The organism is Pseudoxanthomonas sp. OG2 (assembly GCF_014192765.1).
Lineage (GTDB): Bacteria > Pseudomonadota > Gammaproteobacteria > Xanthomonadales > Xanthomonadaceae > Pseudoxanthomonas_A > Pseudoxanthomonas_A beigongshangi.
In genome coordinates this window covers 1,049,762-1,067,994 of sequence record NZ_JACHYM010000001.1, presented here as the reverse complement: position 1 = coordinate 1,067,994, position 18,233 = coordinate 1,049,762, and the positions used below count along the sequence as shown (strand labels likewise).

The window sequence follows — 18,233 nt, the reverse complement described above, 5'->3', positions numbered from 1 at the left end:
AACTTCGCATGACAGACGGTCTACGACTTTCGGCCCTGCTGGGGCTGGCGGGCCTGGCGACGGGCGTCGCGGCCGTTGAGCCGCCGCCGCACCCGGGGATGGCAAGCGACGCGCGATGCGCGGTTTGGACGCGGGAACTCGGCTTCGCCGACGCCCTCGCACGGCACGACGCCACCGCCTTCGCCGGCTTCCTCCACGCCGACGCGGTGTTCGGCGTGGGTCATCAGCCCACCCGCGGTCGTGACGCCATCGTGGCCGACTGGATGCCGCTGATCGAAGGCAAGGCGCTGGAACTGCGCTGGTATCCGGAGCGGGTCTCGGTCGGCGGCGACGGCCGCACGGCCTACTCCAGCGGTCCGGCGCTGTACCGCAATCCGAAGGACGGCAGCCATCGGCTGGGACGCTTCGGATCGGTGTGGCAGCAGGATCGCGACGGTCAGTGGCGGGTGATTTTCGACGACGGCGTGCGTCCGCTACCGGTCGACGAAGCGGGGGTCAAGGCGTTCGAGGCGGGACGCCGCGATGCCTGCCCGGCCGCCTGATCAGCACGCGTCCGCGCGTCCGGTCACGTAGCGCAGGCCGCGCCGGAGATGACGCAGGAAGGTCGCGTCCGAATACATCGCCATGTCATGGCCCAGCCCCGTGTACCAGGCACGGCCGCCTTCGAAACCGTGGCACCAGGCGATCGGATGATCATCGCCCATGGTCCCGCCGGTGTAGTCGTGCTCGTCCACTGTCGCGATCACTTCGGCCGAACCGCGCGGGTTGCGCCGGTAGTTGTAGATTTCGTCGGTGACCCGCCATTCGCGTCCACGCGCCGCGATGCCATCGTGGCCGAAACGCACGCGGGTGGTCTGCAGCCCGGGTGGATGGCCGAGGAACCACGCACCGACCAGTTCGCCGTACCACGGCCAGTCGTATTCGGTATCCGCCGCCGCGTGCACGCCCATGAAACCGCCGCCTGCGCGGATGAAGCCTTCCAGCGCCCGTTGCTGTTCCGGATCCAGGATGTCGCCGGTGGTGTTGACGAAGATCACCGCGCGGTAGCGCTGCAATCGAACCGGCGCGAACACCGAGGCATCCTCGCTGGTATCCGCATCGAGTGACTGCCGGCGGGCGATCTCGCGCAGCGCGGTCACCGCCACGGGGATGGAATCGTGGCGGAAACCGGCGGTCTTGCTGAAGATCAGCACGCGCGAGGGCGGGGCAGCCGCGATGGCCGCCGCGGAAACCACGCAGCACATCGCCAACACCAGGGCGCGGAGAAGGATTCGCGGCATCATGCGACGAGTCTGCCACAGCGGCCGGATGGTTTCAGTGGACACCATGCTGCGCTGCAATTGGCGGTCATGCGGGGCGATGGCTTAGGGTGCGAACCAGGAACATCCACCGCAGGACGCGCTCCCCCCACGAGGTTCTCCATGCGCCATTGGCCGGGTCTGCTCTGCCTGTTGCTGTCATTCGTGTCGGTGCCGGTTTCCGCGGCGGAACCGGCGTCGACGTCGTACGAACTTCCGCGCTGGTCGATTGAACTGCCGCGCGAGAACCGCTACCTCTCGGCGCACGGCCTGCGAGCCTTCGCCGGGGGGTATTCCGAGGACGGGCTGGAACTGTGGACGTTTCCGTTGCAGATCGCGGCAGGCTATCGGCCTGGATTCGTGATCGACGGAAAGATGCGCGACGGGCTGGCCTATCTGGTTTCGGCGGAAGTGGATCCGCTGGGGATGACCCGGCACTACGCGGGGCCGGGTTTTTCGCTGCGCGAGCGCGTGGAGGCGCGTGGCCGTTTGCCCGGTGTCATCGTGCGCTACGAAATGGAAGGCGAAGACATCGGACTGGAAATCCGTTTCCGGCCGTCGCTCAACCTGATGTGGCCGGCGGCGGTGGGCGGGCAGGAGCTGGCCTGGGACGCGCGGGCGAAAGGATTCCTGATCAGCGAACCACGCCGGCAGTTCCGTGCGCTGGTGTCCTCGCCGCAGGCGACGGAGCACAGCGAGCCGAACAACGATCGGCGTGGCAGCGAGTTCGGCCTGCCATTGTTCCTGCGCCTGCAGCCGCAAGCCTGCGGCACGAAACGTTGCGCGGAACTGCTGTTCGCCGGGCAGAGCGAGGCGGACGAGGACGTGCATGCCACCACCGCGGCATTGCAACAGCCCGCGTCGGCGGAAGACGCGGCGCGTTTCGTGTCCTCCGAACGGCTCCGCGTCACCACGCCCGATGCCGATGCCAATCGGGCACTGGGCTGGGCCCAGATTGCGCTGGAGCAGGCGTGGACCTGCAACGCCCGGCTGGGCTGCGGCCTGGTCGCCGGTTACGGGCCATCGCACGGCGCGCGGCGTCCGCAGTACGCGTGGTATTTCGCCGGTGACGGACTGGTCGGCACGCGTGCGTTGATCCACGAAGGACGCTTCGAGCGCGCGGCGGAGGAACTGGCGTTCATCCTGCGCTACCAGCATCCGGACAACGGCATGATCTGGCACGAGATGTCGCAGAGCGCGGGCTTCCTGGACTGGGCCGGCGACTATCCGTACATGTACGTGCATGTCGACATCGCGTTCGATTTCATCGGTGTGCTGGCTGAATACGTCCGCGCCAGCGGCGACACCGGATTCCTGCGCCGGCACTGGCCCGCCGTCCTCAGGGTCTACCGCTATTGCCTGTCCACGCGCGATCCCGATGACGGCCTGCCGCGCGTGCCGGCCGACAAGATGAGCGCGAACGAGCAGGATCGCCTGACCGACGAGTTGACCCTGTCGGCGGCTTGGGTCGAGACCGCGCAGGCCATGTCGGCGTTGGCGCGGGTGCAGGGTGACGAAGTACTGGGTCGCGAAGCCGCCAGTGCCGCCGGGCAGGCGCGCATCCAGTTGCGCAAGCGTTATCGCGACGAGGCCGGCCGGCGCTGGATCAGCGGCTTCAGTCACGCCGGCAAAGCCGGGGAAAGCACCTCGCCGGCGGATCTGGCGGCCATCCGTTCCGGGGCGGCCACGGATGCGGAAGTGGACGCCACGCTGGGCCAGCTCTCACGGCCGGCCTACCTTGCCGCGTGGGGACTGCGCAGCCGGCCGGACACGGCCGCCGACTACGACCCGGAAGCCTATTCGCGCGGCAGCGTGTGGGGGCTGGGCACCGCGATGGCGGCCGAGACCCTGTGGCGCGCGGGCAGGCCGGAGCAGGCGGCGACGCTATGGCGCAGCCTGGTGTCCTGGGCGGGCGCGGATTCGCCGGGGCACATGCACGAGGTCATGCGCGGCGATCGTCCGGAGCCGCAGCGCGAATCGGTGCCGGAACAGACCTGGTCCTCGGCGGCGTTCCTGTCCGCGGCTGTCCACGGCATGCTCGGACTGGACGTGGATGCGCTGGCGAAGCGGCTGCGGTTCGCACCGCGGCCGCCGGCCGGCTGGGATCGCCTGGCCGTCGAAAATGTCCGCATCGGCGACGGCCGTGTCGATCTGCGTTGGCGCAGCATCGCCAATGGCGCCGAACTGGAAATTGAAAACCGCGGGGCGCCGTTTCTGCTGCTCTGGGAACAAGGGCAGGGCGAAGGCGCCACGCCTGTCGTGATCGAGCGGCGCATCTCCACCGGGCACACCCGGCTGGGTGTGCCCTGAGCGGGCGCATGGGTCAAGGTATCGACGGGTGACGGGTTTGCCCAGCCACGGACGACACCGCGCGCAGGAGCAGCGGAGCGAGCTCCGCTCCACGGTTCTCCGGGGGATTACTTTTTCAGATCCACCACGGGCGCGAAGCCACCAAAGATCATCCGCTTGCCGTCGAAGGGCATGGGATTGGCGGCATCCATGCGCGGATCCTCCATCATCTTTTTCATGCCGACGTCGCGGGTCGCCTTGTCCGGCCATTCGATCCAGGAGAACACCACGGTCTCCTCGTCGGTGGCCTTCACCGCGCGGCGGAAATCGGTGACTTGCCCGTCCGGGACGTCGTCGCCCCAGCATTCGATGACGCGGATGGCGCCGAGCTCCATGAAAATCGGATCGAATTCGCCGGCATGGGCGATGAACTTCTCCTTGTTGGCGTTTGGAACGGCGATGAGGAAACCGTCGATGTACGACATGGTGGAGCTCCTGTGCTTTGAGAGGAATGAAAGGTCCGGGATACGGACCTTCCTGGTGTCGACGAACGGGCAAGGCGGAAATCGACAATGGCCGGGGCCCTGTTCAGGCAGGGGCCGCGAGGACAGCGGTCCATGCGGCGCCATCAGATATGCCGGAGGGACCCGGGTGTTGGCGTGACGGCACGGTTAACATGGGCGAACGCCGGGATGCGTCCGCTGCATCGCCGCGAATGCACCGCATGACGATGAATACCGAAGTCCTCGAACCTCGCGTCCACGCCGCACTCGACAATCCGTTCTGGTCCGCGCTGCAAAGCCTGCACCGCGGCATCGCGCTGCGTGCGGGCGCGGTGGCGCGCTACCCCGCCGAATATGCACCGTTCCTGGGCGTGGCGAGCGCCGCCGACGGGGACATTGGCGCGGAGCTGGAGGTGCTGGTCGCGCCCGGCGAATCCGTCTACCTGATCGGTGTGGTACCGGAAGCACCGCCGGGCTGGCGGCTGGAGACGTTCCGGCCACTGGCGCAGATGGTCCGCACGACGCCGCTGCCGGTGGCCGAGGGGCCGGAGATCCTGTCGCTGGGCGAATCGCATCGCGCCGACGTGCTGGCACTGACCGCGCTGGTCTATCCGCACTACTTCCGTGAACGCACCATGGACATGGGCCGCTACTTCGGCATCTACCAGGACGGACGCCTGGCCGCGATGATCGGCGAGCGCCTGGGAACGGGAGAGTGCCGCGAGATGAGCGCGATCTGCACCCACCCGGATTTCAACGGCCGCGGCTACGCCGGCCGGCTGACCGCCATGCTCGTCAACGACACGCTTGCCCGTGGCGCGTTGCCGTTCCTGCACGTGAGCCACGAGAACCCGCGCGCGCTGCAGTTGTATGAGCGGCTGGGTTTCCGGCATCGGCGCGACATCGGATTCTGGTCGCTGCGGCGGGCCTGGACGCGGCGATCGAAACGCCACGGTTGAAAGGTTCTTCCGTCGTCCCAATCCGGAGGATTCACCTTTCTCCGGCACGCGGGGTATCCATGCAACTGCTCTACCAGACCCATTCGCCCTATGCGCGCAAGGCGCTGGTGTTCGCCCACGAGGCCGGCCTGGCCGAGCGGCTGGAGGTGATCCACCACGAGACCAGCCCGGTGCTGCGCAACGAGGCGGTGTTCCGGCAGAACCCGCTGGGCAAGGTGCCGGTACTGCTGCGCCCAGGACAGCCGGCGATCTTCGATTCGGACGTGATCTGCGCCTACCTTGACACCCTGCACACCGGCGCGCGGTTGATTCCCGCCGACGGCGAAGCGCGCTGGCATGCGCTGCGGGTGCAGGCGGTGGCGCAGGGATTGTGCGAGGCCGGCATCGCGGTGCGCTGGGAGACCGTGCGCCGTCCCGAACCGCTGCGCTACCCGCCGCTGCGCGACGGCTACATCGACAAGCTGCTGGCCAGCTACGACTGGCTGGAACAGGAACTGGACGTCGATGCGCCGCCGCATGTGGGACATATCGCCGTTGCCACCGCCCTGGACTGGCTGGCGTTCCGCGAGCTGCCGCCGTTCCGGCCGGGACGGCCGCGTCTGGCGGCCTGGTTCGACGCCTTCGCGCAGCGTCCGTCGATGCGGGCCACGCCGCTATCCGGCGACACCCACGACGCCTGAGCCGGGTTGCTGTCATGTTCCTGTCATTTCATCGCAGCAGGATCTTCACGAAACCGTAAAGCGCGCCCATGCCGGACGCGCCGGGCAAGGGCGGACACATGAAGATCAAGGCTTGGCTGCTGGCGGGATTGGCGATGGCGTGGATGCCGGCGGCGTTCGCGCAACAGGAGCCAAAGGCCCCGCACGTCAACATCGAACAGCGGCTCACCGCCGAGCAGATGCGCGCCACCGGCCTGGACCAGCTCACCCCGGCGCAACTGGAACTGCTCAACCGCCTGCTCGGCGAACAGGTCGAGGCGCGCGCGCAGGAGCGCGCAGAGGTCATCGCCCGCACGCAGGCGCCGGAGCGCCGGCCACGCGATGAAAGTTCGCTGATTGGCCTCAACGACGAGCCCATCCACGCGCGCCTCAAGGGCACCGTGGCCGGTTGGGAGCCGGGGACCGTGTTCGAACTGGACAACGGCCAGCAGTGGAAGGTCCTGAAAGGCAAGATGAAGCTGTCGCGCCCGCTGGAATCGCCCGAGATCGTGGTGGTGCCCGGCGTGGCCGGACGCTGGTTCCTGCAGGTCGAGGAAGACACGCCCAAGGCACGGGTCTACCGGATCGATTGAGGCCCTTGCCGGCGTTGACGTTTTCGCGACGCGCCCGCGGTGAGCATGCGATGAAACCCATCGCAGGAGTCCGCGCATGATCGAAGGCATTCCCGCCCCGCCGCACGTGGCGGCCTTCCGCTTCAGCGGCCAGCTCACCGGCGAGGACTACGACCGGTGCATCGCCGAGATCGAGGCGCGCCTGCACGAGTACCGCCGCATCGGCATCTTCACCGATCTCGCCGGCATGACCGGCCTGAGCGCCGAGGCGATGGCCAAGGATCTGCGCTACGCGGTGCAGAAGTTGGGCGAGTATTCGCGCTTCGCGCGCGCGGCGGTGGTGACCGACAAGCAATGGCTGGGCCGGATTTCCGAGTTCGCCGGGCACCTGCTGCCGGCGACGGAAGTGCGCGCGTTCGAGCCCGCCGAAGCGGAGCAGGCGCTGGCGTGGGCCGCCGAGGTCACGCCCGAGGGCAACGATCCGCCCTGACCCCGGGGGCGCTCCGGAATATCGCGGGCGCTCAACCCAGCAGGGCGCCGAGGCTGGCGCTCACCGCCGCGCCGAGCAGCAGGAAACCCAGCATCGCGAGCCAATGCAGCGAGCGGATGTAGAAGGTTTTCATCGAATCTCCCTGCGCCAGGTCCTGCCGGGGTCCGTCGCGGCCTTTCCGTGGCCCCTGTACGCGCATCAACGCCGCACGGGGGCGGCGGCGGCCAAAGGCGGCGAGGGTGGCCGACCGGTGGCATGATGAGCCGATGCAAGGCGTGCCGGAACAATTCGAATCCCCCCGTGACGCGGCCCAGTTCCTGCACCCGCCGCACCGGCCGGGCGTGGAACTGTACCGCGCGCATATCGTCCGGCACGCTTTCGATCCGCATACCCACGAGGCGTTCGGACTGGGCGCCATCGAATCCGGGGCGGAACGCTTCCGCTATGCCGGCGCGGATCACTTGGCATCGGCCGGTTCGCTGGTGCTGATGAACCCCGAGGCGTTGCACACCGGACGCGCGGAAACCGAGGATGGCTGGCGCTACCGGATGATCTATCTGGATCGCGCGGCGCTGGAGGAGATCACCGGCGAATCCGGCTGGTGGTTCGCCGATGCCGTGCGCCCGGATCCCACGCGCGCGTCGCGGGTCACCGCGCTGCTCGATGCGCTGTGGCACGCGCGCGCCGAGCCACTGGCCTTCGATGGCCTGCTGCTGCAACTGCTGGAGACCTTGCGGGAGCATGCCCACGTCGGCCGGCCCGAGGGCGCGGAACGCACGCAGCGCTTCGGCGGCGTCATCGACTACCTGCACGCGCACCTGGACCAGCGGGTCAGCCTGGAGTCACTCGCGGCCGTCGCCGGGCTCAGCCCATTCCATTTCCTGCGCCGGTTCCGCGACCAGTATCACGTCACTCCGCAGCAGATGCTGATGGCCCTGCGCGTGCACGACGCCAAGCGGCGCCTGGGCGCGGGCGAGTCCCCGGCCGACGTGGCCGCGGCCACCGGCATGGCCGATCAGGCCCACCTGACCCGGGCGTTCGCACGCCGCTACGGCGTCACCCCGGCGCGCTACCAGCGCCAGGTGCGCGGCTGAGCCGGCGCAATCTGGTGCAAGACGGGACCGGGAACGCCTTCTAGAGTCGGTGTTTTCCGGACGGACGAACACGACGATGTGGGTGGGAACGCTGTACGCGCTGGCGGCCGGGCTGATGTGGGGCCTGGTGTTCGTGGGGCCACTGCTGTTGCCGGAGTATCCCGCCGCATTGCAATCGGTGGGACGCTACCTGGCATTCGGCCTGATCGCGCTGCCGCTGGCCGCCTTCGATCGCGCCGAACTGCGCCGGCTGCGCGCGGCCGATTGGCGCGAGGCGCTCAAACTCGCGGCCATCGGCAACCTGCTGTACTACCTGTGCCTGGCCAGCGCCATCCAGCGCGCCGGCGCGCCGGTGCCGACCATGATCATCGGCACCCTGCCGGTGGTGATCGCGATCAGCGCCAACCTGCGCAACGGCCACCGTGACGGACGCCTGCCCTGGGGCCGGCTGGCGCCTTCGCTGGTGCTGATCGTGCTGGGCATCGCCTGCGTCAACCAGGTGGAACTGCAGGCACTGCGCGACGACCCGCAGGCCGATCCATGGCGATACGCCAGCGGCGCGCTGCTGGCGCTGATCGCGGTGGCCTGCTGGACCTGGTATCCGCTGCGCAACGCCGATTGGCTGCGCGCGCATCCGGATCGCAGTCCGCGCGCGTGGGCGACCGCGCAGGGCGTGGCGATTCTGCCGCTGGCGCTGCTGGGTTACGCGCTGCTGTGGGGCGTGATGAAGCTGCGTGGCGCGGACTTCCCGATGCCGCTGGGACCACGCCCGGAGTTCTTCATCGCCCTGATGGTGGCGATCGGCCTGTTCGCCTCGTGGCTGGGCACGCTGTGCTGGAACCAGGCCAGCCAGCGCCTGCCAACTGCGCTGGTCGGGCAGTTGATCGTGTTCGAGACCCTGGCGGCGCTGGCCTATGCGTTCATGCTGCGCGGGCAGATGCCACGCCCGCTGACCCTGATCGGCATCGGTCTGCTGATCGGCGGCGTGCTGTGGGCCGTGCGGGTGAAACCGGAACCGGTGCTGCGCGCCGAGGACGGCCACGGCCTGTAGCGACGCGTTACCATCGCCGGCAATCCCGGAGCGGGGCAGGGCGATGCGAAAGGCGATGTGGGGAAGGGCGACTGTGCTGTGGGCGCTGCTCGCGGCGTCTTCCTGGGCGCAGGCCGGCGAAGCCGAGGACCGGCGCGACATCCTGGCGGTGGAAACGATCCTGTGCCGCGCATTCGAGGGCGGCGACGCGAAAACCCTGGAGCGCCATCTGGATCCGGGCTTCACTCTGGTCGATTCGCGCGGCGTGGTCACCGGCCTGGCCGCCAACCTCGCCGAAGTGGCGAGCCGGGAACCGCGCTACCGGGTGTTCCGCAACCGGGACCAGCGGATCCGCCTGCATGGCGATGCGGCGATCGTCACTGGAGTGACCCACGTCGAGGGTGATTCGCAGGGGCAGGCGTTCACCGCCGATTTCCGTTTCACGGATACCTGGATCCGGTATCCCGACGGTTGGAAGCTTGCCGCCAGTCACGCCAGCCGGTTGGCCGAGGCTCCTTAGCGGCGATTGCCTCCCGTAGCGCCGAGCTTGCTCGGCGGGGCGTGTCCGAAGCCGCCGGCCATGCAGGGCAGCGGAGCAAGCTCCGCTCTACGCGTGGGTTCAGGGGCGGACGTTGCCTGTAGCGCCGAGCTTGCTCGGCGGGGCGTGTTCGAAGCCGCCGGCCATGCAGGGCAGCGGAGCAAGCTCCGCTCTACGCGTGGGTTCAGGGGCGGACGTTGCCTTTCGCGCCGAGCTTGCTCGGCGGGACGTGCCCGAAGCCGGCAGGTTCAGGCATGCCTGGGCGCGGTCTCGCGCCAGGCCGCCCAGGCGCCGGACAGCACCCGCCAGGCCGAACGCAGGAACAGCAGCAACAGCGCCGCGCCGACCAGCAGGTCGGGCCAGCCGGCGCCGAACAGCCACACGCCCGCGGCGGCGACCAGCACCGCCAGTCCTTCGTAAACATCGTTGCGCGAGCATTCCCAGGCCGAGGCCAGGTTGACGTCGCCGGAACGGTAGGGCGTCAGCAGGCGCAGGCAGATCAGGTTGGCGCCCAGGTTGAGCAGGCCGACCACACCGATGGTCTCGAACAGCGGCACCGTCGGGTGCGCCAGCCGCCAGCCGATCTGCGCGGCCACCGCGACCGCGGCGGCGAGTATCAGCAGGCCCTTGAACAGCGCGACCTGCGCCTTGGCGCGCGCGCTGGCGCCCACCACCATCAGGCTCAACGCGTAGGTGGCGGCGTCGCCCAGGTTGTCCAGGCTGCCCGACAGCAGCGAGGTGGAGCGGCTGTACAGCGCCGCCGCGATCATCATCAGGAAGGTGGCGAGGTTGATCGCCAGCACGATCGACAGCACCCGCCGCTGGCGCGCTTCCAGCGCGGCGACGTCGATGGTCTTGCCGCAGCCACAGCAGGAATCGGACATGTCGGACAGCTCGTGAAAAGACGCATGAAGAGCGACGCGTCGATTCTAGCGCCCTCAGAGCCGGAACGATGGAATCAGGCCGCCTGCCGGTGGCGCTGGAACAGCACCCGCTCGGGCCGGTGCAGCGCCATGCCCTGGCCGAAATCCACGCCCAGTCCGGTCAGGGTGGCGATCATTCCGGCATTGCCGACCCATTCGGCGACCACGCTCAGCCCACGCTGATGGCCGATCTGGGCGATGGCGCTGACGATGGTGCGGCTCATCGCGTCGGTTTCCAGATCGCGGATGAAACTGCCGTCGATCTTGATCACGTCCACCGGCAGGTTCTTGAGGTAGCCGAAGGAGGACATGCCGGCACCGAAGTCGTCCAGCGCGATCCGGCAGCCCGCCTTGCGCAGCCGCTCGATCACCTGCACCACCTTCAGCAGGTTGCGCACCGCCACGGTCTCGGTGATCTCGAAGCACAGCCGCGACGGCGGCACCCGGTGCTCGGCGATCAGCGCCAGGATGAAGTCCGCCAGGTCCTCGTCCTCGATGCTGGCGCCGGACAGGTTGATCGCGCACTGCTGCAAGGGGCGACCATCGGCATGCAACTGGCCGAAGTGGGTCAGCGCGGCGCGGATCACCCAGCGATCCACCATCGGCATCAGGCCGTAGCGCTCGGCTGCCGGCAGGAACGCGCCCGGCAGGACGATGCGGCCGTCCTCGTCGCGCAGGCGCAGCAGCAGTTCCACCCGCGCGCCGTCCTCGCGGCGGCCGTCCAGCGGCACGATTTCCTGGTAGTCCAGCAACAGGCGCTGTTCCTCCATCGCCCAGCGCAGGCGGTTGGCCCACTCCATCTCGCCGTAGCGCCGGGTGGCCTCGTCGTCGTCGCTGTAGACGTGGATGCGGTTGCGGCCGTTTTCCTTGGCCACGTAGCAGGCGGTGTCGGCCCAGGACAGCAGATCCTTCAGGGTGGGATTGTCCTGGTCCACCACCACCACGCCGATGCTGGCACTGACCGTGTAGGTGCGTTCCTGCCAGACGAACATCTGCGATTCGATGCCGGTGCGCAGCCGCTCGGCCAGGGTGCGCGCGCTGGCCGTGTCGACGTCGAACGCGAGCAGGCCGAACTCGTCGCCACCCAGCCGCGCCAGCAGATCATCGCCGCGCAACTGCATCCGCATCGCCAGCGCCAGTTGCGCCAGCAGCTGATCGCCGGCGGTATGGCCGGACACGTCGTTGATCAGCTTGAATTGATCCAGGTCGATGTACAGCAGCGCACAGGAGCGGCCGCCGCGACGGCGATCGGCCAGGGCCTGTTCGATCCGCCGTTCGAACTCGCGCCGGTTGCACAGTTCGGTCAGCGCATCGTGGGTGGCCTGGTAACTGAGCCGTTCGGTCAGTTCGCGCTGCTCGGAGATGTCGGTGGCGACCACCAGCAGGCGGGGCTCGTCCTCCATCTCGACCCGGGCGATGGACGCATTGGCCCAGAATTCCCCGCCCAGGCCGATCAGCAGCGCCTCCACGTTGCCCCAGTAGTCGCCGGTGCGGGCGGGCTGGCGCACGCGTTCGCGGAAGGCCGGATCGGCGAACAGCGCGGTGAGCGGCACGCCGGCCGAGACTACATCGCCCAGCCGCTGCCGCGCGGCCTGGTTGGCATACAGGATGCGACCGTCACCGTCGGACAGCAGGACCAGCGCCGGCAGCAGTTCGTTGAGCGCGCGGAACTGCGCCTCGCTCTGGCGATAGAGCGCGCTCATCTCGTGACCGAGCGTGATCGCGCGCTGGCGGGTGGTGGCCAGCGACCACAGCAACGCCGCCAGCAGCAGGCTGATCACCGGACCGGCGGTGAGGATGACCCGCAGGCGTTCGCTGTCCAGCACGGCCGGGCGCGGCCACATGCGCAATTCCCAGCGACGCCCGCCGAATTCCAGTAGTTGCCGGTACAGCCGGGCGTCCTGCTCGGCGCGGGTGCCGGATTCGTAGAACGGCCCGATGTCGGTGGCGTCCAGATCGCGGACGCTGACCCGGAAGGTGTCCAGCACCGGGCCCTGCAACGCGTCATTGACCAGCGGATCCAGCCGCAGGCTGACCGCGAGCGCACCTATCTCGCGCGCGCGCCGCGCGGTCACGTCGAGCGGTTCCGGACCGTCGGAATAGACCGGCAGGCGCACGGTCACGCCGAGCCGCTGGTGGCTGCCGGGCACCGTCTGGCGCAGCACGAACGGGGCGGACAGCACCACGCTGTTGCTGTCGCGCGCGCGTTCCAGCGCCAGCAGGTTCTCGCGCTGGCTGGCGATGTTCAGGCCCAGCAGCACCTCGTTGCCGCGGAGTGGGGTGATGAACTGGTAGCGATAAGCCGATGGCCCGCCGGCGACGCCGTCGATCCGGGTCGCGAACGCGGTGGCCACCCGCGCCGGACCGATACGCTGGCGCTGCAGGTTTTCGGTGACCTGGGTGAAACGGATCTGGTCCATCCGGTCGTTGGCCAGGAACACGGTCTGCATCGCGCGCAGTTCCGAGGCCACGGTCTGCAGCGGCGCACGCAACTGTCGCGTGGCCACCTGGGCCAGGCCGCGACGTTGTGCATCGGTGCGCTCGTTCAGGTCGCGCCATTCGCTCAGCGCCAGCCAGAACGTGAAGGCCAGCCCGGCCAGCAGCACGGCCAGCGCCCAGCGCCACGCGCCGGTGCCCGGCCGTGCATGCTCCGCGTGCGAATGCACCGCCGTCGCCGACGACGGATGGGGTGACGTATCGATCACGGAATCCACCTGTCCATCGGAAGGGCGCGCACTCCCGCGCACCGATCCGTGCGCGCACGCGCGGACGCAGTGTGGAACGGAGGAATGTGGCTGTCGACCCCGGACCGCCGGATTCCCCGATGGCAGGCCGATTGGCTGGGCCCCATGGGGTCTCCTCAACGGGCACGTCTGGTGTCCGGTATCGACCCGCGCGACCGCTTCTTGAGCGGATCGCGGGCTGGTGGATGGGGTTGCCGGGTCCATTGAAGCGGGAAGCGGGGAAAGCGGTCGCGGGTGCTGCTGCGGTGCGGCGAAACTGAATCCTGCGCCTGGCATTCGCGTCGTCAGCTACGGGGAAGATCGCACACCGCGCGGTCCGCGCGGGCGCCACCGGCGAAGCCGGCCGCGACAATCGCCGCGTCGCTGCAAGCGGACCCGACGCCTCCTCGCGGCGTTGCGCCATGCGGCGCCGCAGGCGGGGCGCTATCCTCCGTGGCTGTCTGGGTGGCAAGGACCCCGTGATGGCCAGGGTGGTGCTGGCGCCGGCGCTGACGCGCTGGCTGCCGCAAGCCGAAGCACGTTCCGGCGGCGAGCTGTGCATGCAGCTGGCCGGCGCCAGCGTGGGTGAACTGCTGCAGGCCGTGTTCGACCTGCATCCCACGCTGCGTGGCTACGTGCTCGACGAGCACGGCGCGGTGCGCCACCACGTCGCGGTATTCGTCGATGGCCAGTGCCTGCGCGACAAGCGCGATCTCGGCCAGGCCGTCGGCGACGATGCCGAACTCTACGTGATGCAGGCGCTGTCGGGAGGCTGACATGTCGGATCGATTGCTGGTGTCTTCACGCAAGGGATTGTTCGTGCTCGCGCGCGACAACGGCGGCTGGCGAATCGCCGATACCGCCTTCCTCGGCGACAACGTGGCGCTGGCGCTGGCCGACCCGCGCGACGGCAGCTGGTACGCCGCGCTGGATCTCGGCCACTTCGGCGCCAAGCTGCATCGTTCCACCGATCAGGGCCGGCAATGGGAAGAGGTGGGCGTACCGGCCTATGGCGAAGGCGACCAGGTGGTGCCTGGCGACGGCAAGCCGGCGCAACCGGCGGCGCTGCGCCTGATCTGGTCACTGGAAGCGGGCGGGCCGGACGAACCGGGCCGGCTGTGGGCGGGCACCATTCCCGGCGGCCTGTTCCGCTCCGACGATCACGGACGCAACTGGCAACTCGTGCGTGGCTTGTGGGATCGCCCCGAACGCGGCCAGTGGTTCGGCGGCGGATACGATCATCCGGGCATCCATTCCATCTGCGTGGATCCGCGCGATCCGCGCCGCCTGCGGGTGGCGATCTCCAGCGGTGGCGTGTGGCGCAGCGACGACGGTGGCGACAACTGGAGCCAGACCGCGCAGGGCATGATCGCGCGCTACATGCCGGAAGGGCAGCAGGGCGATCCCAACATCCAGGACGTGCACCGGCTGGTGCAGGCGCGCGCCACGCCGGAGGTGTTCTGGGCCCAGCACCACAATGGCGTGTTCCGCAGCACCGCCGACGGCGGCGACTGGCAAGAGATCACCGACGTGCCGCCCTCGGTGTTCGGCTTCGCGGTGGCGGTGCATCCGCGCGATGCGGATACCGCGTGGTTCGTGCCGGCGGTGAAGGACGAGAAGCGCTATCCGGTGGACGCGCGACTGGTGGTCGCCCGCACCCGCGACGGCGGGCGCAGCTTCCAGACCCTGCGCACCGGACTGCCGGCGGAGCAGTCCTACGATCTGGTCTACCGGCACGGCCTGGCCGTCGACGCCAGTGGTGATCGGCTGGCGTTCGGTTCCACCACCGGCGGTTTCTGGACCAGCGATGATCAGGGCGAGCATTGGCGGGCACTGCCGGCCCGGCTGCCACCGGTCCACGCGGTGACCTTCGCCTGAGATCGCGGCCACCCACCGTCTGCCGGGAGCGATCGGCATGTCGATCGAGATGCCGATGCGCTGCGCGTTCCCTGCCTGCGTCGCGTGACGTGGGCGGTTGACCTGTGGGGACTGTCGCAGATGCCGCGGGACTCGCGAGCTGAACCGGTCGAGGCCGCATTCACCACCGATTCGGCCCCCGGCGCACTCCGGGCCCTAGACTAGCGGCTCTTTCCCACGTCCCGCCGCCTTCCGTGCCCATGCGTCCCGTGTCCCTGTTGTCCTGGTGTGTGCTGTGCGCCGTCCTGCTGGCCGGATGCCGGGCCGAGCCCCCCGCGCCGCCGGCACCGGAGAAACCGCGTACCGAGACCACCGCCAGCAGCGAGGACAACGGCGCCATCAGCGCCGGCCCGGTCAAGCCGGCGCCGCGCAAGATCGATCTGGCACGCACCACCGACTGGCCGGAGGCGCCGCTGACCGCCGGGGTCACCTGGGTCAGCTGCGAACTCGACTACGCGGAGCACGGTGACGGCGTGGCGCTGGACAAGCTCGACTTCCAGAGCCTGCTCGATGCGGTCAAGCCATGCCAGGCCGCCGGGGTGATGCGGGTGCGCTACACGGGAAAGATCAACGCCGAATTCACCTCGCTGATGGAACGCATGTCCAACGTCGCCAACCGGCTGGCGATCGAGAAGCGCGTGCTGGACATCGATTCCAGCGGTGGCCGGGTCGAGGACGGCATTCGCGCCGGCGACATCATCGGCGCCTCGCACTGGACGCTGTGGGTACGCGACGGCGCGATCTGCCACAGCTCCTGCCTGCTTATCCTCGCCGCCGGCGACAACCGGGTGATTGCCGGCAAGGTCGGCATCCATCGGATGATGCGGATAAATTCCGGTGCCAACTCGCGCGCCGAGCTGGCCGAGGAACTGCGCCAGGTCTACGGCCAGTTGAAGGATTACCTGGAGCGCAACGGCGCGGCGGTGACGGTGGCGGATCTGATGATGACCGTGCCCAACCGCAAGCTGCGCCTGCTGACCGCCACCGAGCTGGAAGAATATGGCTTGCAGGGCACCAACGCGGCGCAGGACGATCTGGATCGCATCCAGCTGACCCGCAAGTGCGGCGAGGAATTCGTGCGCCGCAAGGACGACTTCATGCTGGCCTTCGATCGCCAGTGCGGGCAGACCGAGACCGCGCTGGAAGACATCAATACCTGCGGTCTGGAGCTGCGCAAGAGCTTCGGTTTCCCCGACGGCACCTGCCCGATGGAAAGCCCGATGGCCGAATTCGACCGCGACGCTTCCGGCGTGCTGTAGGGGCGCGGTGTTCAGGACAGGGAAACGGCGTGAGGATTGAGCTTCGGCGGAAAATCATCGAAGTGTGCGATCGGAAGATCGCGCAGAAGGGGCCGGAGGTGGGTCTGTCGTTCTACGCTTTCTTCGCCAATCGCAACGATGATCCCGAGCGGCTCATGGAAGCCGCGGAGTGGTGGATACGCACGCATCGGCTGGATCACTTCGAGAAAGCGGTGAAGATCCGGGCGATGGTCGCGGCGATGGATTCGCCAAGGGACTGAGCAGCAGGCCGGGGCGGTCGTTTGGCTCGCCGCGTCATCCGGTCAGCTCGCGCGGACGTGGATCTCGATGTCGTCGAGCGCAACGACCTGCCCATCCCGGATCTTGCAGGTCTTGCGCAGTTCGACCGCACCGTCCACCCGCACCGCGCCGGAAGCGACCAGCGCCTTGCCCGCGCCGCCGCTGTCGACCAAGCCGATCAGCTTGAGCAACTGGTTGAGTTCGACGTATTCGCCGTCGAGTTCGAAATCGAGCATCTGCATCGCGGCAGTTTAATCGCAATCCCGGCCGGCCCGCGCCTCACTCGCGTTCGAAGCGGGCCAGTTCGTCCAGCACGCGCTGGCTGCGCTGGATGCTGCTGCCGCCCAGGGCGTCCTCGAAGCAGGCATCCGAACCGGCGCGCCGGCGGCGCCAGCGATGGATCCAGGCGGAGGCGATCAGGCCGGGGATGCCGATCGCCAGGCACACCACCAGCATGCCGGGCGCGGCCGGGGTCAGGTTGCCGCCGACCACGGCGCCCAGGGCGATGACGAAGGGCAGCCACAGCAGCCACCAGGACAGGCCGGCGATCATGCCGTTGCAGATGTAGAAGCGCCGCAGCCGGGCCAGGTGGCGCTGGATGGTCAGCACCGGCGCGGAATAGTCGATCAGGCCGATCAGGCCGAGCGTCAGTCCGGCCATCGCGGTGGTCGCCACCCCGTAGGCGTGCACGAGGATGCCGGATACCAGCAGCACCGGCAGGTCGCGGTGCGGGGTCCAGCAGGCCACCCCCAGCACGATCATCGCCACGCCGAACACGATCTGGATGAGCTGTCCCCAGAACAGCGGACGCAGGCTGCTGCGCGCCTTTTCCAGCCGCCCTTCGCGGAACAGGTGCAGGCTGAGTTGATCCTGCCGGGTCATGCGGCGCTCCAGCGCCTGCCAGGCGGCCTTCAGTTCATCGGTTTCCATGAGCGTGTCCATGTGGGGTCAGAGTTCGTTGCGGATGCGTTGCTTGAGCCGGCTGATCTTGGTGGCGACATTGGTTTCGCTGATGCCCAGGATCTCGCTGATGTCGCGATAGCCGCGGTCCTCCAGGTACAGCAGCAGGAGCGCGCGATCGAGTGGCGCCTGCGCGTGGATGAAGCGATGCAGGGCGCGCACCTGCTGCTCGGCCTGCGGATCTGCCGCGTGCGGATCGGCGATGTCGTGCAACTGATCGTCCAGCGGCACCGCGTGGCGGTGGCGTCGGCTGTTGTCGCGCACGAACGAGATCGCGACATTCAACGCGATCCGGTACATCCAGGTGGAGAACGGACGCGCCGGATCGAAACGTGGATAGGCCTGCCAGAGCTGGCTGGCGATTTCCTGCGCCAGCTCGGCGCGGTCGTCGGGGTTGCGGCAATAGGTGCCGGCCACCTTGAAGACGATGCCCCGGTGCCGTTCCAGCTGTTCCGCGAACCCCTGCCGCGCGTGTTCCGCCATGTCTGCCACGTGTTCCATTTCCCGCCCGTGCCGATTGTGCGTGTCGGAAGGGTGATTCGCGGCGGCGGGGAAAAAATCACGGAGTGCCGCCTGAGGGGGCCAAATCGGCCAGAATCCCCGCCAAATCAAGGATTTGCCTGAACGGCGAGGCGGGGCGACCCACAGGCCGACAGGACAGGAGGGGGCCTGAAAGCGCACAATACGCTGCTTGCGTGCGC

Annotated in this window: 19 protein-coding genes and 1 pseudogene; 13 read left to right on the top strand and 7 right to left on the bottom strand. The window is 68.7% G+C overall.

Annotation, left to right across the window (positions count from 1 at the left end):
* Positions 1-8 precede the first annotated feature (8 nt).
* Positions 9-542, top strand: coding sequence for a nuclear transport factor 2 family protein (locus FHW78_RS05035; RefSeq protein WP_183638504.1), 534 nt, complete (start codon positions 9-11; stop codon positions 540-542).
* Here FHW78_RS05035 and FHW78_RS05030 read toward each other — a convergent pair whose 3' ends face one another.
* Positions 543-1,283 carry a ThuA domain-containing protein gene (locus FHW78_RS05030; protein WP_255443142.1) on the bottom strand — a complete coding sequence of 247 codons (741 nt, stop codon included), beginning with the start codon at positions 1,281-1,283 and terminating at the stop codon, positions 543-545.
* Positions 1,284-1,421: 138 nt separating this feature from the next.
* On the opposite strand from FHW78_RS05030, the gene FHW78_RS05025 reads away from it, so the two are divergent.
* Positions 1,422-3,608 carry a hypothetical protein gene (locus FHW78_RS05025; protein WP_183638501.1) on the top strand — a complete coding sequence of 729 codons (2,187 nt, stop codon included), beginning with the start codon at positions 1,422-1,424 and terminating at the stop codon, positions 3,606-3,608.
* A 107-nt stretch (positions 3,609-3,715) separates the two neighbouring features.
* Here the strand turns inward: FHW78_RS05025 and FHW78_RS05020 are convergent, their stop codons facing one another.
* Positions 3,716-4,072 (bottom strand): DUF1428 domain-containing protein, encoded by a 357-nt coding sequence (locus tag FHW78_RS05020; RefSeq protein ID WP_183641153.1) that lies wholly within the window; start codon positions 4,070-4,072, stop codon positions 3,716-3,718.
* A gap of 239 nt (positions 4,073-4,311) precedes the next feature.
* Between FHW78_RS05020 and FHW78_RS05015 the strand changes: the two genes are divergently transcribed.
* The 7 genes from FHW78_RS05015 to FHW78_RS04985 all read left to right on the top strand — a co-directional run bounded on the left by FHW78_RS05015 (position 4,312) and on the right by FHW78_RS04985 (position 9,453).
* On the top strand, positions 4,312-5,049 hold the full coding sequence (locus FHW78_RS05015; protein WP_255443141.1) for a GNAT family N-acetyltransferase: 738 nt from the start codon (positions 4,312-4,314) through the stop codon (positions 5,047-5,049).
* 59 nt (positions 5,050-5,108) lie between these two features.
* Positions 5,109-5,729 carry a glutathione S-transferase gene (locus FHW78_RS05010; protein ID WP_183638498.1) on the top strand — a complete coding sequence of 207 codons (621 nt, stop codon included), beginning with the start codon at positions 5,109-5,111 and terminating at the stop codon, positions 5,727-5,729.
* 98 nt (positions 5,730-5,827) lie between these two features.
* Entirely contained in the window at positions 5,828-6,340 is a 513-nt protein-coding gene (locus tag FHW78_RS05005) for a hypothetical protein (protein ID WP_225562512.1), read from the top strand.
* Positions 6,341-6,416: 76 nt separating this feature from the next.
* Positions 6,417-6,809, top strand: a complete 393-nt coding sequence (locus FHW78_RS05000) for an STAS/SEC14 domain-containing protein (RefSeq protein WP_183638495.1) — start codon at positions 6,417-6,419, stop codon at positions 6,807-6,809.
* Positions 6,810-7,075: 266 nt separating this feature from the next.
* Positions 7,076-7,903: an AraC family transcriptional regulator gene (locus tag FHW78_RS04995; RefSeq protein WP_183638492.1), complete on the top strand. Its 828-nt coding sequence runs from the start codon at positions 7,076-7,078 to the stop codon at positions 7,901-7,903.
* 76 nt (positions 7,904-7,979) lie between these two features.
* Positions 7,980-8,954 (top strand): DMT family transporter, encoded by a 975-nt coding sequence (locus FHW78_RS04990; protein ID WP_183638490.1) that lies wholly within the window; start codon positions 7,980-7,982, stop codon positions 8,952-8,954.
* A gap of 43 nt (positions 8,955-8,997) precedes the next feature.
* Positions 8,998-9,453: a nuclear transport factor 2 family protein gene (locus FHW78_RS04985; protein WP_203322149.1), complete on the top strand. Its 456-nt coding sequence runs from the start codon at positions 8,998-9,000 to the stop codon at positions 9,451-9,453.
* Between the two features lie 266 nt (positions 9,454-9,719).
* Here FHW78_RS04985 and FHW78_RS04980 read toward each other — a convergent pair whose 3' ends face one another.
* Positions 9,720-10,355 carry a cation transporter gene (locus FHW78_RS04980; protein WP_183638487.1) on the bottom strand — a complete coding sequence of 212 codons (636 nt, stop codon included), beginning with the start codon at positions 10,353-10,355 and terminating at the stop codon, positions 9,720-9,722.
* Positions 10,356-10,429: 74 nt separating this feature from the next.
* Entirely contained in the window at positions 10,430-13,099 is a 2,670-nt protein-coding gene (locus FHW78_RS04975; protein WP_343205533.1) for an EAL domain-containing protein, read from the bottom strand.
* Between the two features lie 500 nt (positions 13,100-13,599).
* Here FHW78_RS04975 and FHW78_RS04970 point away from each other — a divergent pair, with 500 nt between their 5' ends.
* From FHW78_RS04970 to FHW78_RS20145, 4 genes and pseudogenes are all read left to right on the top strand, one after another.
* A complete protein-coding gene (locus FHW78_RS04970) occupies positions 13,600-13,893 on the top strand; it encodes a MoaD/ThiS family protein (protein WP_183638484.1) in 294 nt (97 codons plus the stop codon).
* 1 nt (position 13,894) lies between these two features.
* On the top strand, positions 13,895-14,995 hold the full coding sequence (locus FHW78_RS04965; protein WP_183638482.1) for a glycoside hydrolase: 1,101 nt from the start codon (positions 13,895-13,897) through the stop codon (positions 14,993-14,995).
* A gap of 377 nt (positions 14,996-15,372) precedes the next feature.
* Positions 15,373-16,269 (top strand): annotated as a pseudogene (locus FHW78_RS04960) (hypothetical protein); the annotation flags it as partial.
* 86 nt (positions 16,270-16,355) lie between these two features.
* Positions 16,356-16,553 carry a DUF6500 family protein gene (locus FHW78_RS20145; protein ID WP_203322152.1) on the top strand — a complete coding sequence of 66 codons (198 nt, stop codon included), beginning with the start codon at positions 16,356-16,358 and terminating at the stop codon, positions 16,551-16,553.
* A gap of 42 nt (positions 16,554-16,595) precedes the next feature.
* Here the strand turns inward: FHW78_RS20145 and FHW78_RS04950 are convergent, their stop codons facing one another.
* The 3 genes from FHW78_RS04950 to FHW78_RS04940 are packed head-to-tail and all read right to left on the bottom strand — an operon-like array spanning position 16,596 to position 18,015.
* On the bottom strand, positions 16,596-16,814 hold the full coding sequence (locus FHW78_RS04950) for an RNA-binding S4 domain-containing protein (protein WP_183638476.1): 219 nt from the start codon (positions 16,812-16,814) through the stop codon (positions 16,596-16,598).
* 37 nt (positions 16,815-16,851) lie between these two features.
* Positions 16,852-17,514 (bottom strand): serine/threonine protein kinase, encoded by a 663-nt coding sequence (locus FHW78_RS04945; protein ID WP_183638473.1) that lies wholly within the window; start codon positions 17,512-17,514, stop codon positions 16,852-16,854.
* A gap of 6 nt (positions 17,515-17,520) precedes the next feature.
* Positions 17,521-18,015: a sigma-70 family RNA polymerase sigma factor gene (locus FHW78_RS04940; RefSeq protein ID WP_225562528.1), complete on the bottom strand. Its 495-nt coding sequence runs from the start codon at positions 18,013-18,015 to the stop codon at positions 17,521-17,523.
* Positions 18,016-18,233: the final 218 nt, after the last annotated feature.